Below are 13891 nucleotides of genomic sequence, written 5' to 3'. Positions count from 1 at the left end.
ACTAGCGCTAAGCAATCTATCCACAGCTAACCAACAGTTGGCTCCACAGCTATTGTGGGCAATTGAGGATGAATCCGTCTTCCTGGGGATTTCTTCGCGAATAAATTCGCTCCCACGGGTGCTCGCCTGCCTGTGGGAGCGGTTTCAACCGCGAACAGGTGGCACTGCTCAATATCTGATCACATTCATGAAAGCAGCGTATCCACTGGCGTTCAGCAATCTATCCACAGACCACCAACAGTTGGCTCCACAGTAATTGTGGGCAATGCAGGGGCGAATTCATTCGCCCAGAAAAGTCATTGTGGATAGCTCGGTTGGGTCGGCGGCGCTGCGCACCGCTTGGCGAATGAATTCGCCCCTACCGGGCCATCAATGGATAGGCGGAATCCCGCTTATGACCCCTTCGCGATAAGCGCCAATCCGCGCATAAATGCCCTGTGCAATCCCTCCGAGCCTTCTATTCCGGCGCTTTGCGGCGCTGGCACAGCTCCTGCTATGTGCCCGCACCCCAAGCGCGGCGAGAGCCGTGCCTACAACAACAACTATGACTCGAGGAAACACGATGGAAAGCACCAGCACCCTGACTGCCTCAGCAGCACCCCGCACCACCTCGCAACGCATCAAATCCATTTTCAGCGGCTCGGTGGGCAACCTGGTCGAGTGGTACGACTGGTACGTCTACGCCGCCTTCTCGCTGTACTTCGCCAAGGCCTTCTTCCCCCAGGGCGACCTGACCGCCCAGCTCCTGAACACCGCCGCGATCTTCGCCGTGGGCTTCCTGATGCGCCCGATCGGCGGCTGGCTTATGGGCATCTACGCCGACCGCAAGGGCCGCAAAGCCGCGCTGCTGGCCTCGGTCCTGCTGATGTGCTTCGGCTCGCTGATCATCGCGCTGACCCCCAGCTATGAAACCATCGGCATCGCCGCGCCCATCCTGCTGGTGGTCGCCCGCCTGCTGCAGGGCCTGTCGGTCGGTGGCGAATACGGCACCTCGGCCACCTACCTGTCGGAGATGGCGACCAAGGAGCGTCGCGGCTTCTTCTCCAGCTTCCAGTACGTGACCCTGATCTCCGGCCAGCTCATCGCCCTGGCGGTGCTGATCATCCTCCAGCAGACCCTCACCACCGAGCAGCTGGAAAGCTGGGGCTGGCGTGTGCCCTTCTTCATCGGCGCCCTGTGCGCGGTCGTGGCGATGTTCCTGCGTCGCGGCATGGAAGAGACCGAGTCCTTCACCAAGAAGAAGGACAAGCCGAAGGAAAGCCTGCTGCGCACCCTGATGCGCCACCCCAAGGAAGTGTTCACCGTGATCGGCCTGACCATGGGCGGCACCCTGGCCTTCTACACCTACACCACCTACATGCAGAAATACCTGGTCAACACGGTCGGCATGAGCAAGAACGACTCGACCATGATCTCGGCCGCCACCCTGTTCCTGTTCATGCTGCTGCAGCCCCTGGTGGGCGCGCTCTCGGACAAGGTCGGCCGCCGTCCGATCCTGATCGCCTTTGGCGTGCTGGGCACCCTGTTCACCTACCCGATCCTCAGCACCCTGCACACCATCGATACCTGGTGGGGCGCGTTCTTCCTGATCATGGCGGCGCTGATCATCGTCAGCGGCTACACCTCGATCAACGCCGTGGTGAAGGCCGAGCTGTTCCCCACCGAGATCCGTGCCCTGGGCGTGGGCCTGCCCTACGCGCTGACCGTGTCCATCTTCGGCGGCACCGCCGAGTACGTGGCGCTGTGGTTCAAGAGCATCGGCATGGAGAGCGGCTTCTACTGGTACGTAACTGCTTGCATCGCCTGCTCGCTGCTGGTGTACGTGTTCATGAAGGACACCCGCACCCACTCGCGGATGAACGACGATTGATCCCTTGAGCCCCCGTGGCTCTGGCTGCGCTAATCCGTAGCCGTTTTATTCCCGAAGATGGGCCCGTGAGGGCCCGTTTTCGTTTGTGTCCCCATAACGCCTTGAGACCTTCGGTCTGGCTTTTCCCGTGTTATCGAGAATGCCGAAGCGCACAGCATCCTGAAGAGTTAGCGATAAAGTTGGAGCAGCCGCCAACGCCCCTCCAGGAGGCCGAACGCAGTCGTTGCGCCGGGGGACGAGCGGCATGGATGCCGCGAGAGGCGCGCCAGGCCATGGATGGCCCATCGCGCCGGCCCCCAGACGACGCTTGCGGCGAACGCACTTCAGTGCGGCCCGAAGGGCGAGCGTAGCGAGTAACGGCGATGGAGTGAGGGAACCACGGCGAAGCCGGGGCCGGATGATGGGGCAAGCCTCTTTGGTTTCTTTCTTGTGGTTCGGCATCCCGACGACTGAAGAAAGAGACTCGCCCGGCAAGGCGAAACAGGAACCTTCAGCAGAACTCGATAATCAGCCAGACACTGAATCAACACCGGCTCAAGTCAGCCGACAGGCTTCGAATCCAGCCTTGAGCGCGTCCTCGTCCTGGGGCGTGGAGAAGATCAGCTCCAGCCGCGAGTCCTTGCGCCATTCGCTGGCCTGCCAGTGAAGCGGCGCGCCGTCCAGGGCATTGCCGGACAGCCAGCCGGCGTTGCTGTGGATAACCAGCTTGGCGCGGCGCCAGCCGAGGCTTGCCAGCCACAGCTGCACGCGCATCAGCTCGAAGGTCTGCGAGGGGTGCCAGCGCCAGCCGATGGTCCAGCCATCCGCCGCACCCTGTGCCTGGATGATGGGCTGCCCGGGGTTTATCCACAGCGCGGGCGGAGCCGCCTGACCAGCGGGCAGGGCCGGGTTATCCACAGCGGCACCGGCCCTGGCCTCGAGCCCTGGCAGGTCGGCCAGGGGCAGGCGGCCCTGCACCGTCCAGCTCAGGGGCAGCGCCGGCAGTTGCTCGGCCACTCGCTGGCGGCTATCGGCGTCGAGGTTCTCGGCCTTGTTCAGCACCAGCAGGCCGGCGCCCTCGAGGGCATCGCGCTGGCTGTCGGGCAGGGCATCGCCACGGGCCAGGGCGGCGGCGTCCAGCACCAGCAGGCTCGGCTGCAGGGCCAGCACGCCTTCCCAGGGCGGCTCGCGCAGCTGGCGCATCAGCTCGGCGGGGTGGCCGAGGCCAGACGGTTCGATGAACAGTCGGTCCGGCCGGGCCTTGCGCAGCAGGCGACCGAGCCCGACCTGGAAGGGCGCGCCGTTGACGCAGCACAGGCAGCCACCGGCCACCTCGGCCAGGGCGATGCCGTCGTCGCCGGTTTCCAGCAGCGCGGCATCCAGGCCGACCAGGCCGAACTCATTGATCAGCACCGCCCAGTGCTCGTCGCTGGGGCGCTGCGCCAGGAGGTGGCGGATGAGGCTGGTCTTGCCGGCGCCCAGGGGGCCGGCCACCAGGTGGGTGGGGATATGGGCAAGCATCGCGCTATGGTGCTGCGTCACGGGTTCGGAATAAAGCCTCGTGCTAGAGTCGCGCCCATTAATTTCCCGAGGTCCTGCGTTCATGCGTCTCTGCCTACTGCCCCTGCTGCTGGTCCTGTCCGCCGATGCGCTGGCCGAGGCCTGCATCGTCCACAGCCAGAGCGACCAGCTCGATGTGAAGGTCTGCCAGCAGAACCGCAGCATCCCGCCGCAGCTGTTCCGCGACGGCTTCTGCAAGCCGCAGATGCCCGGGCAGAAGGTGGAGGTGAGCTACGCCGACCAGTGCCCGAGCGGTGCATTCGGCGTGTGCAGCAACGCCCAGGTGAGCAACATCGCCTACCGCCAGGACATCCACTACTACGGCGTGGTCACCGACGCGCGCTACCTCAAGCCCTTCTGCGAGGGGCAGAGCAAGGGAACCTGGGAAAGCTCCTCGTCATCAGCCGGTAACAGCCAGGGTGTGCAATAGCCTTGGGTACCTCGCCCGTACCGGCCCAGCCGGCAGGGCCTCGGTGATACAGGGCCGCCTTCGGGTGGCCCTTTTTTTCGCGCTGCGGAGCGCCTCGTCAGGCCAGCCAGTCCAAGGTCAGCAGCAGGCGCGCATCACCCGGCATGACGTCGGGCGACCTGTGGATAACCCCTCGCCCCTCGTTGCCCAGCCACTTTTCGCCCTTGAACAACGCAACATGACCCGGCGCCAGGGTCTGCCCGGCCGGCACGGCCTTCGGCTCGGCGGCGGGGTCGCCCAGGCGGCTGCGTGGCATCTGCCCTTCCTGCAGCCAGTGGCTGCCCACACCGGCATAGGTGGTGATCAGCCGCAGCGGTACATGGTCGACGTGGTAGCGCGGGCACATGGCGCGGTCCAGGCGGCGCAGGCGCAGGCCGATGCGCCGCGCATCCAGCAGACAGGCGAAGGCGCGCACCAGCCAGGCGACGTCGGCGAGGAAGGCGGCATGTCCGTCGATGTCGGCGAAGCGCCGGGCCAGGCTGTCCAGGTCGAGGGTGGCTTCAGGGTCTGGCAGCTCCAGGGTCAGGGATTCGCTCAGCGGCTCCCCGAGCCCCAGCAGGCACTGGGCGTAGTCGCTGATGTGCAGGGGCAGGCGGCGCTCCCACACGGCGAGGTTGACCTCGTCGTGCAGCGCTTCGCTCAACACTGCCAGGTTGTCGCTGGTCGCCACCCGAGGTTGGGGGCGCAAGGCCAGGGCTTGCATTAGGCGGCCTCCCCGACCAGGCCGCCGAAGGGGTCGGGCAGGCGCGCCCAGCCCTCCACGCCCTGGGCCATCTCGGTGGCATCCAGCAGGCAGGCGTCCAGCTCGGCGTGCAGCCGCTCGAAGTCGATGCCCTGGCCGATGAACACCAGCTCCTGGCGGCAATCGCCCACCTCCGCATCCCAGTGCTTCATCACCGCGCCCAAGCCGTCTTCGTCCGTCGGCCACTGCTCGCGCGGCACGAAGCGCCACCAGCGCCCGGCATGCCCGTAGCGCATCAGGCCGCCGGCCTGGGACCAGCTGCCCGCCTCGCGCCAGGCGCTGGCCAGCCAGAAGAAGCCTTTGGAGCGCAGCAGCCGGCCGTTGCTCCATTCACGATTGAGGAATGCGTGGAAGCGCTCGGGGTGGAAGGGCCGGCGCGCCCGGTAGGCGGTGGAGGCGATGCCATAGGCCTCGGTTTCCGGCACGTGCTCGCCGCGCATCTCCTTGAGCCAGCCGGGGGCTTCGGCGGCACGATCGAAGTCGAAGCGGCCGGTGTCGAGAATCTTCTCCAGCGGCACCTGGCCCATGCTCATGGGCAGGATCTCGGCGTGGGTGTTGAGGCGGCTGAGGATGGCGGTCAGCTCCTCGCGCTCGGCCTGGCTGATGAGGTCGATCTTGCTGATGAGGATGACGTCGGCGAACTCCACCTGCTCGATCAGCAGGTCGGTGATGGAGCGCTCATCTTCCTCGCCCAGGGTTTCGCCACGGCTGGCGAGGCTTTGCGCTTCGTGGAAGTCACGCAGGAAGTTCACGCCGTCGACTACGGTGACCAGGGTGTCCAGCCGCGCCAGGTCGGACAGGCTCTGGCCCTGCTCGTCGCGGAATGTGAAGGTCTCCGCCACCGGCAACGGTTCGGATATGCCGGTGGATTCGATCAGCAGGTAGTCGAAGCGCCCTTCGCCGGCGAGGCGGCTGACCTCTTCCAGCAGGTCTTCGCGCAGGGTGCAGCAGATGCAGCCGTTGCTCATCTCCACCAGGCGCTCCTCGGCGCGGTTGAGGCTGACGTCGCGCTGCACCTCGCTGCCGTCGATGTTGATTTCGCTCATGTCGTTGACGATCACGGCGACGCGCAGGTTTTCGCGGTTCTTCAGCACGTGGTTGAGCAGGGTGCTCTTGCCGGCGCCGAGGAAGCCGGAAAGCAGGGTGACGGGGAGTCGGGCGGTCATGGGGTTCTCCGGTTCAGGCTGGGCGGCTCGGGTGGCCGCTCTGTGGATATCAGGCGTCGCGCCGGTGGCGCTCGCGTTGTTCCTGGCGCTCCTTGGCCTCGATGCACAGCTCGGCGGTAGGCCGCAACAGCAGGCGGCGCAGGCCGATGGGCTCGCCGGTCTCCCGGCACCAGCCGTATTCGCCACGGGCCAGGCGGCCCAGGGCGCTGTCGATCTTGTCCAGCAGCTTCTTTTCCCGCTCCAGGCGCCGCAGTTGCCACTGGCGCTGTTCTTCTAGGGAGGCCACGTCGACGTCGTCGCTGGCGGGCTCGATCTCCCGCAGCTCGATCATTTCGTTGTCGACACGCGTGCGCAGATCGTCCCGCTGGGCCTCCAGCAGGCGCTGGAAGAAAGCTTGCTGGGCGTCGTCCATGTACTGCTCGGCCGGTTGGCTGAGCAGGTCGTCTTCGCTGGTGATGAGGTGCATGGCTTTGGCAAGGGCGGCTTGATTTTCAAGTGTTATAACATAACATATCACTTTCTCCGCAAGCTGAGCCCGACGATGAACGACCTCTCCCTACCCGACGTGGCCAGCCAGACCCACGCGACCCTCGCACCGCTGGACCGCGTCGGCATGGCCGGCATCCGTCTCCCATTGCAGGTGGCCGGGCAAGCCGTGCAAGCGCGAGTGGAGGCCAGTGTCAGCCTCGACACCCCGGGCGTACGCGGCATCCACATGTCACGGCTGTACCTGGCGCTGGAAGCCCTGGCCGGCGAGGAACTGACCCTCCCGGCCCTGCAGGCGCTGCTTCAGGGCTTCCTCGACAGCCACCAGAATCTCTCCCTCTCCGCGCATCTAAGGGTGGCGGGCGAGCTGTTGCTCAGGCGCGTGGCACTGGTCAGCCCACTGTCGGGGCACAAGGCCTACCCCTTCGAAATCGCGCTCAGCCTCGATCCAAGGGGGTTTCACGTGGAACTCATGCTGGAACTGGGCTACTCCTCCACCTGCCCGTGCTCGGCGGCGCTGTCACGGCAGATGGCCCAGCGCGCCTTCAGTGAACGTTTCGCCGGGCAAGCACCCACCTGGGAAGCACTGCATGAATGGCTGGGCAGCGAAGCCGCCATGCCCGCCACTCCCCACAGCCAGCGCAGCAAGGCGCGGCTTTGGCTGCGCCCAGCGGACCCGTTGCGGGCGCCGGGCTGGATCGAGCTGGTGGACCGCTGCGAAGCCGCCCTGGGCACGGCCCTGCAGACAGCCGTGAAGCGTGCCGACGAGCAGGCATTCGCGCTGGCCAATGGCCACAACCTGATGTTCTGCGAGGACGCCGCGCGGCGCCTGGCCGAGCCCCTGCGGGCGCTACCGGACCTGGCCGCGTTCAAGGTCCGCGTGGAGCACGAGGAAAGCCTGCACGCCCACGACGCAGTGGCGGAAATCCACTGGCTCTGGACCTGAGCCCCCTTCCCCGCCCGGCGCCTGGCCTCGCGACGCAATCCGACTGACATCCCAATGAGCGCCCCATTTGCGGGTCATCCGACGCTGGCGAGCTCGGCGGTGAAGCCTGCGGCAGGCACGCCGACAAGGATGCCTCACCGGGTTGCTGCCTCCATCAACAACCAAGGCCCTGGCTGGCCGCTAGAATGGCGCTCCATTTTCCTGGCGGTACACGGACGTTCCATGCATCGGCACCCCATCACGCCGCGCCACGACTGGTGCGAACAAGCCGCGGCACTCGGCTTCCACTTCCACTCCATCGGCGGCGAACCCTACTGGGATGAAAGCGTCTGCTACCGCTTCAGCCTGCAGCAGATCGAGGACGACATCGAGGCACCCAGCGCCGAGCTGGAGGCCATGTGCCTGGCCCTGGTGGAAGATGCTGTGGAGAGCGAAGCCCTGTTGCGGCGCATGGCGGTGCCCGAGGCGCACTGGACGCTGATCCGCGACAGCTGGCGTACACGCGAGCCGGCGCTGTACGGGCGCATGGACCTGACCTACGACGGCCAGGGCCCGGCGCGTTTCTACGAGTACAACGCCGATACCCCGACCGGCCTCTACGAGGCGGCCTTCTTCCAGTGGGTATGGCTGGAACAGTGCCGCGAGCGTGGCGTGCTGCCGGAGCGGGCCGATCAGTTCAACCTCATCCAGGATGCGCTGGTCGAGCGCCTGCGGCGCATCGGCCTGGCGGGTGAGCCCTTCCACCTGGCCTGCTGCCGCGACCACATCGAGGACGAGGGCACCGTCACCTACCTGGCCGACTGTGCCAACCAGGCTGGCCTGCTGCCCCATCTGCTGCACATCGACGACATCGGCCACGTACCCGGCAAGGGCTTCGTCGACCTGCACGACCAGCCGATCATCCAGCTGTTCAAGCTCTACCCCTGGGAGTGGCTGCTGGAGGAGGACTTCGCCCACCACCTGGCCCACAGCCGGACGCGCTTCATCGAACCCGCCTGGAAGACCCTGCTGTCGAACAAGGCGATCTTGCCGCTGCTCTGGCAACGCCATCGCGGCCACCCCAACCTGATCCCGGCCTGCTTCGCCGATGAGCCGGATGCGGCGCCGCTGGGCCCGCGCTGGGTGCGCAAGCCGTTCTTCTCCCGCGAGGGGGCGAACATCCAGGTGGAAAGCGAAGGCGGTGTGGAGCTGGCGACGCCCGGCCCCTACGAGCAGGGGCCGGCGATTCTGCAGAGCTGGTGTCCGCCGCCCTGCATGGGCGGGGAGCACCCCATCATCGGCAGCTGGCTGGTCGGCGGCCGGCCCGTAGGCATGGGCATTCGCGAGGACCGCAGCGCCATCACCCAGGACAGCTCACGCTTCGTTCCGCACTACATCCTCGATTGAACGCCCGCGCAGCAGGGCCTCGGCCCGCCTCGGTGCCTGATGCTGCAGGCAGAAACCGGCCAGGGCGCTGGCCAGCCAGGCGGCAGCCAGCGCCATTACAGCGAGGAGCAGGCCGGCGAGCGAGCCAACGACCAGCAGGATGACCAGCAGGCAGGTGCCCACCGTTACCCCCGCGATCCACCAGGCGTCCACGGGCCAGAAACTGCGCAGGTAGGCGCGCAATGGGCTGGGTCTGTAGGGCTGAAGCTTCTGCAACCGTTGCCAGTTGATCCCCAGCAGCCGCTCGGCGGCCATGGGCAACAGGCGCTCCTGCGGTGACGCGTCGGTCACGGCGGCATCTGCTGGCTTCTGGCGGGCGCGTGCCAGCTCGGCCAGTGCCTTCAGGTCGAGCACCTCGCCACTGTTCAGGTGCCACAGCCGCCGCTGCTGCGGGTTGAACAGGTAGGTCTCCATGTAGCTGCCGCAACACAGGCTGTAGCCCAGGAAAGCCAACCAAAGGACGGTCCAGACCAGCAACGTCAGCTCGTAGTTGCCCACGGGCCAAGGCGACAGGTCACAGGCCAGCTGCGCGGCGAACATCAGGCCGATCACCAGCGGCGTCATACAGCCCAGCATCAGGGTCAACCCATGGGTGGCGCCGATCAGCATGGCACTGCCGCTGGCCGGGTCGACGCGCACGATGCGAGGCTCCGACACGTCGAGCGGGCCGCCATTTTCGGCCACCAGGGTTGCTTTCAGGTATTCATTTGCCATCGGTGCGCACCATCAGCAATTGCCAACTGTCATCACGCCACAGCGCAGGCTCATCGCGGGGCTGCTGGTCAGCCGGCAACACCACCACCGCAAAGGGCGTCTGGCCCAGCGTGAACTCGCCCAACTGCAAGGCCGGGGACTTGCCTCCCAGCTGCAGGTCGACCCCCACCAGGGCAGCGACGTTATCGGTCCGAGGCTGGCTCGCCCACCAGGCCTGCCAGGCATGCAAGCCCGCCAGGTTCGAGCCGGCCAGCTTGATCCGCCCATCGGTATGCAACGCCAGCAGGCCGGTGGGCCAGGACTCGTTGGCCCCCCACTGGCCATCCGGTCGGGCCGGCAACGGTTGCTGCCGCAGGGTCACCCAGAGCTCGGCGAGCTTTTCCAGTTCGAGCGGCCTGGCGTCCACCAGGGCCTTGACCAGTGGCGACTCGGCGCGCAGGTCGACGTCATCGGTGGGTCTGCCCTGACGGGCGAAACTCCTGACCTGCATGTGCAGCATCCGCCCATGCTCCCAGGTACGGTCATGGGTCCAGAAGATCGAGGTCGTCATCCACCTCACGCCTTCCTCGGTCACCTCTATGCCGCCGCACTGCGTAAACGCCCGCAAAGGGGCCGCAAGACGCACCAGCACGGGCGCCCGGCAGGTAGGGGCAAGACCGAGGGACTCCAGGCTCTGCCATTCGCGACTGTTCGGCAGGCGCACCCGCAGCCGGTCGGGCTTTTCGGCGATGAGCCGGCGCAGTTCCTCGAGACGTGCATCGGCCTCGCCAATGCTGCTATCCAGGCCTGCTGCCTGGGCAATCGAGTTGCCGAAGAGACAACCAAGCACTAGGCCAATCCGTATCCACATGATCGGTTACCCGCTGGCCATGGCCAGGCTGCTGCGGGCCGTCGAGCCGAACCCGCCGCGACTGGCAACGCCCTGAAGGCGCGTCGGCAATTGCCCGCTCTGGAACTGCTGGGCATAACCGGACGCCTGCAACTGGCTGCGATGCACGCTGGCCTGGCGGGTGCGCTCATCCCCCAGGTATTGGCCCTGGCTGGTGAACAAGTGCAGGTTGCGGCCGCCACCGCCGTAGTAGCCACCGTAATGGCCACTGGTGCTACTGCCGCTGCCATAGAGGGTGTCTTCGCTCATGCCGAAGACCGGCTGCAGTTCATCGAGGCCGACCTCGCTCCAATCCTCCGGTTCACCACTGCGCAGGCGCCTGACCAGGGCATCGCTGACCAGGAACGCCACCGGCTGGGGGCGGGCCAGGCCATCGTCGCCCTGTGTGCAGCTCTGCACGGCGTCGGCCTCGCACCACTCGCCAACCTTGCAGTCGGCATTGATGCGAATGAAGTCGCGCTCACAGGCCAGGAAGCTGGTGTAGACCGGCGCCATAAGGACGGTGCGACGGAACGCCTCGTCGCGCAGCCGCAGGCATTGCTCGGCGGTCAGGGTGGTGCCCTGTTCGCAGACCGCCAGGCTGTCGAAGACCCGCACGTCACGGTACATCGGGTCCCAGGCCAGCAGGACGAGGGGAGTGGCGCCCATGAGGCTGAGGGTGAGCAAGCCGGCGCGCTTCTGCCGGCGGACGGAGGCAGGTACAGGGGCGGAAGAGGCGGCAGCAGGGGCCGAGGCGGCGTCGCCGGAAGACATAAACGGTCCATGTTCAAGATTGAGCTGCGGATTAGAAAGTGACGCCTCCCTCGGGTCAACCGCCTTCGAACAGGATGTGATCCAGTCCCGAAGGGTGTGCACCGCCCAAGGCACAGGGCGTTCCGATCGGCTTGCCCGCCCCTGGGAAACCGAGGTGCGTGCCTCGCCCCGCCAAGGCACCCGCGGCCGGAAACCCGCCGCTGACGCCTTGCGGGCCGCCCGTCACTCCACAGTGACGGACTTGGCCAGGTTGCGCGGCTGGTCGACGTCGGTGCCCTTGAGCACGGCGACGTAGTAGGACAGCAACTGCAACGGCAGGGTGTAAAGGATCGGTGCCAGGGCGTCGAGGATGTGCGGCATGGCCACCACGTGGGTGCCCTCGCCGTTGTCGATGCCGGCTTCGCGGTCGGCGAAGACCACCAGTTGGCCGCCACGGGCGCGCACTTCCTGCAGGTTGGATTTGAGCTTTTCCACCAGCTCGTTGTTGGGCGCGACGGTGACCACCGGCATGTCCGCATCCACCAGGGCCAGGGGGCCGTGCTTGAGCTCGCCGGCCGGGTAGGCCTCGGCGTGGATGTAAGAGATCTCCTTGAGCTTGAGCGCACCCTCCATGGCCACCGGGTACTGGGCGCCACGGCCGAGGAACAGGGTGTGGTGCTTCTCGGCGAAGAGCTCGGCGACCTTCTCCACGGTCTTGTCCATGGCCAGGGCTTCGCCCAGGTGGGTCGGCAGGCGGCGCAGGGCTTCGACCAGGCGCGCTTCCTCGGCCTTGGCCAGGGTGCCGCGCACCTGGCCGAGGCTGAGGGTGAGCAGCAGCAGGGCTACCAGTTGGGTGGTGAAGGCCTTGGTGGAGGCGACGCCGATCTCGGGGCCGGCGAGGGTCAGCAAGGTGAGGTCGGACTCACGCACCAGGGAGCTGGTACCGACGTTGCAGATGGCCAGGCTAGCCAGGTAGCCACCGGCGCGGGCGTTGCGCAGGGCGGCCAGGGTGTCGGCGGTCTCACCGGACTGGGAGATGGTGACGAACAGGGTGTCGGGCTGCACCACGACCTTGCGGTAGCGGAACTCGCTGGCCACTTCCACCTGGCAGGGGATGCCGGCCAGCTCTTCGAGCCAGTAACGGGCGACCATGCCGGCGTGGTAGCTGGTGCCACAGGCGACGATCTGCACGTTGCGCACCTTAGCGAACAGCTCGGCGGCTTGCGGGCCGAAGGCCTGGACCAGCACGTGGTCGGAGCCCAGGCGGCCTTCCAGGGTGCGCTGCACGACCTTGGGCTGCTCGTGGATTTCCTTGAGCATGAAGTGGCGGTACTCGCCCTTGTCGGCAGCTTCGGCGCCTTCGTGGTACTGCACGGCCTCGCGTTGCACCGCGTTGCCCTGCTGGTCCCAGACCTGCACGCTGTCGCGGCGGATTTCGGCGATGTCGCCCTCCTCCAGGTACATGAAGCGGTCGGTGACCTGGCGCAGGGCCAGTTGGTCGGAGGCGAGGAAGTTCTCGCCCAGGCCGAGGCCGATCACCAGGGGGCTGCCGCTGCGGGCGGCCAGCAGGCGGTCGGGCTGGGCGCGGTTGATCACCGCCAGGCCGTAGGCGCCGTGCAGTTGCGGGACCACGGCCTTGAGGGCGGCGGCAAGGTCGCCGGCCTCGCCCAGGGTGTGGTGCAGCAGGTGGACGATGACTTCGGTGTCGGTGTCGGAGGTGAACACGTAGCCCTGGCCCTTGAGCTGGGCGCGCAGCGCTTCGTGGTTCTCGATGATGCCGTTGTGCACCAGGGCCAGGTCGCCGGAGAAGTGCGGGTGGGCGTTGTGCTCGGTGGGCGCGCCATGGGTGGCCCAGCGGGTGTGGGCGATGCCGAGGCGGCCGACCAGGGGCTGCTCGGCCAGGGCCTGTTCCAGCTCGCTGACCTTGCCGACGCGGCGGCGGCGCTGGAGCACGCCTTCGTTGTCCAGCACGGCGACGCCGGCGCTGTCGTAACCGCGGTATTCGAGACGCTTGAGGCCTTCCACGAGGATGGCGGTGATATTCCGTTCAGCCACTGCGCCGACGATGCCACACATAAGTTTTCTCCTCAGTTATCCACAGGCGCGCAGACCAGGGTGATGCCGCGCGCTTCTATCTGTTGGCGAGCGTCCTGGGGCAGGCGCTCGTCGGTGATCAGGGTATGGACGCTGCTCCAGGGCAGCTCCAGGTTGGGGATGCGCCGCCCGACCTTGTCGGCCTCGACCATGACGATCACCTCGCGGGCGACCTCGGCCATGACCCGCGACAGGCCCAGCAGTTCGTTGAAGGTGGTGGTGCCACGGGCCAGGTCGATGCCGTCGGCACCGATGAACAGCTGGTCGAAGTCGTAGGAGCGCAGGACCTGCTCGGCCACCTGGCCCTGGAAGGACTCGGAGTGCGGGTCCCAGGTGCCGCCGGTCATCAGCAGCACGGGTTCCTGTTCCAGGTCGCGCAGGGCGGTAGCGACGTTCAGCGAGTTGGTCATCACCACCAGGCCGGGGCGGTGGCCCAGCTCGGGGATCAGCGCGGCGGTGGTGCTGCCGCTGTCGACGATGATCCGCGCATGTTCGCGGATGCGGTCGGCGGCCGCCCGGGCGATGGCCTGCTTGTAGCGGGAGACCGGCTGGCTGGCCTCGACCATGAACTCCTGAGGCACCGGCACGGCGCCGCCGTAGCGGCGCAGCAGCAGGCCGTTGGCCTCGAGGGCGGCGAGGTCCTTGCGGATGGTGACTTCCGAGGTGGCGAAACCCTTGGCGAGCGCGTCGACACTGACTTCGCCCTGCTCGGCCAGGAGGGCGAGGATGGCGTGGCGACGTTGCGGCGTATTGCGCTTCGACATGCTTAAGTTTCGATTCGAAAGAAAAAGTGTGCGAATCAAAACTCAACGAAGCTTT

Annotated in this window: 13 protein-coding genes; 4 read left to right on the top strand and 9 right to left on the bottom strand. The window is 66.7% G+C overall.

Going from position 1 to position 13891, the window contains the following annotated elements:
• Nucleotides 1-562: 562 nt before the first annotated feature.
• The gene (locus RTW82_RS03740) at nt 563-1870 is read left to right on the top strand and encodes an MFS transporter (protein ID WP_021217435.1); all 1308 of its coding nucleotides are present in this window, start codon (nt 563-565) and stop codon (nt 1868-1870) included.
• Nucleotides 1871-2404: 534 nt separating this feature from the next.
• Here RTW82_RS03740 and RTW82_RS03735 read toward each other — a convergent pair.
• Nucleotides 2405-3370, bottom strand: coding sequence for a CobW-like GTP-binding protein (locus tag RTW82_RS03735; RefSeq protein WP_316924278.1), 966 nt, complete (start codon nt 3368-3370; stop codon nt 2405-2407).
• Between the two features lie 82 nt (nt 3371-3452).
• Between RTW82_RS03735 and RTW82_RS03730 the strand changes: the two genes are divergently transcribed.
• The gene (locus RTW82_RS03730) at nt 3453-3839 is read left to right on the top strand and encodes an NADH:ubiquinone oxidoreductase (RefSeq protein ID WP_316924277.1); all 387 of its coding nucleotides are present in this window, start codon (nt 3453-3455) and stop codon (nt 3837-3839) included.
• 97 nt (nt 3840-3936) lie between these two features.
• Here RTW82_RS03730 and RTW82_RS03725 read toward each other — a convergent pair whose 3' ends face one another.
• Genes RTW82_RS03725 through dksA form a run of 3 tightly spaced genes read right to left on the bottom strand, consistent with a single transcriptional unit; the run spans nt 3937 to nt 6252 of the window.
• Nucleotides 3937-4581: a DUF1826 domain-containing protein gene (locus RTW82_RS03725; protein ID WP_316924276.1), complete on the bottom strand. Its 645-nt coding sequence runs from the start codon at nt 4579-4581 to the stop codon at nt 3937-3939.
• Nucleotides 4581-5786, bottom strand: coding sequence for a zinc metallochaperone GTPase ZigA (gene zigA / locus RTW82_RS03720; protein WP_316924275.1), 1206 nt, complete (start codon nt 5784-5786; stop codon nt 4581-4583). Before zigA ends, RTW82_RS03725 begins: the two co-directional genes overlap by 1 nt.
• 49 nt (nt 5787-5835) lie before the next feature.
• Complete coding sequence (dksA, locus tag RTW82_RS03715; protein ID WP_111259210.1) at nt 5836-6252, bottom strand: RNA polymerase-binding protein DksA; 417 nt, start codon at nt 6250-6252, stop codon at nt 5836-5838.
• A 75-nt stretch (nt 6253-6327) separates the two neighbouring features.
• Between dksA and folE2 the strand changes: the two genes are divergently transcribed.
• Nucleotides 6328-7218, top strand: coding sequence for a GTP cyclohydrolase FolE2 (folE2, locus tag RTW82_RS03710; RefSeq protein ID WP_316924274.1), 891 nt, complete (start codon nt 6328-6330; stop codon nt 7216-7218).
• A gap of 222 nt (nt 7219-7440) precedes the next feature.
• Nucleotides 7441-8604, top strand: a complete 1164-nt coding sequence (locus tag RTW82_RS03705; RefSeq protein ID WP_316924273.1) for a glutathionylspermidine synthase family protein — start codon at nt 7441-7443, stop codon at nt 8602-8604.
• Here the strand turns inward: RTW82_RS03705 and RTW82_RS03700 are convergent.
• From RTW82_RS03700 to RTW82_RS03680, 5 genes are all read right to left on the bottom strand, one after another.
• Nucleotides 8572-9357 carry a hypothetical protein gene (locus RTW82_RS03700; protein ID WP_316924272.1) on the bottom strand — a complete coding sequence of 262 codons (786 nt, stop codon included), beginning with the start codon at nt 9355-9357 and terminating at the stop codon, nt 8572-8574. The genes RTW82_RS03705 and RTW82_RS03700 overlap by 33 nt on opposite strands.
• Entirely contained in the window at nt 9347-10186 is an 840-nt protein-coding gene (locus tag RTW82_RS03695; protein WP_316924271.1) for a hypothetical protein, read from the bottom strand. Before RTW82_RS03695 ends, RTW82_RS03700 begins: the two co-directional genes overlap by 11 nt.
• A 27-nt stretch (nt 10187-10213) precedes the next feature.
• Nucleotides 10214-10999, bottom strand: coding sequence for a DUF1190 domain-containing protein (locus RTW82_RS03690; RefSeq protein ID WP_316924270.1), 786 nt, complete (start codon nt 10997-10999; stop codon nt 10214-10216).
• A 222-nt stretch (nt 11000-11221) separates the two neighbouring features.
• A complete protein-coding gene (glmS, locus tag RTW82_RS03685) occupies nt 11222-13054 on the bottom strand; it encodes a glutamine--fructose-6-phosphate transaminase (isomerizing) (RefSeq protein WP_271659487.1) in 1833 nt (610 codons plus the stop codon).
• Nucleotides 13055-13065: 11 nt separating this feature from the next.
• Nucleotides 13066-13836: a DeoR/GlpR family DNA-binding transcription regulator gene (locus RTW82_RS03680; protein WP_021217154.1), complete on the bottom strand. Its 771-nt coding sequence runs from the start codon at nt 13834-13836 to the stop codon at nt 13066-13068.
• Nucleotides 13837-13891: the final 55 nt, after the last annotated feature.

Origin of the sequence: Pseudomonas sp. zfem005 (genome assembly GCF_032621735.1) — a bacterium.
GTDB lineage: Bacteria > Pseudomonadota > Gammaproteobacteria > Pseudomonadales > Pseudomonadaceae > Metapseudomonas > Metapseudomonas solani.
This window is presented reverse-complemented; position numbering and strand designations above follow the sequence as displayed.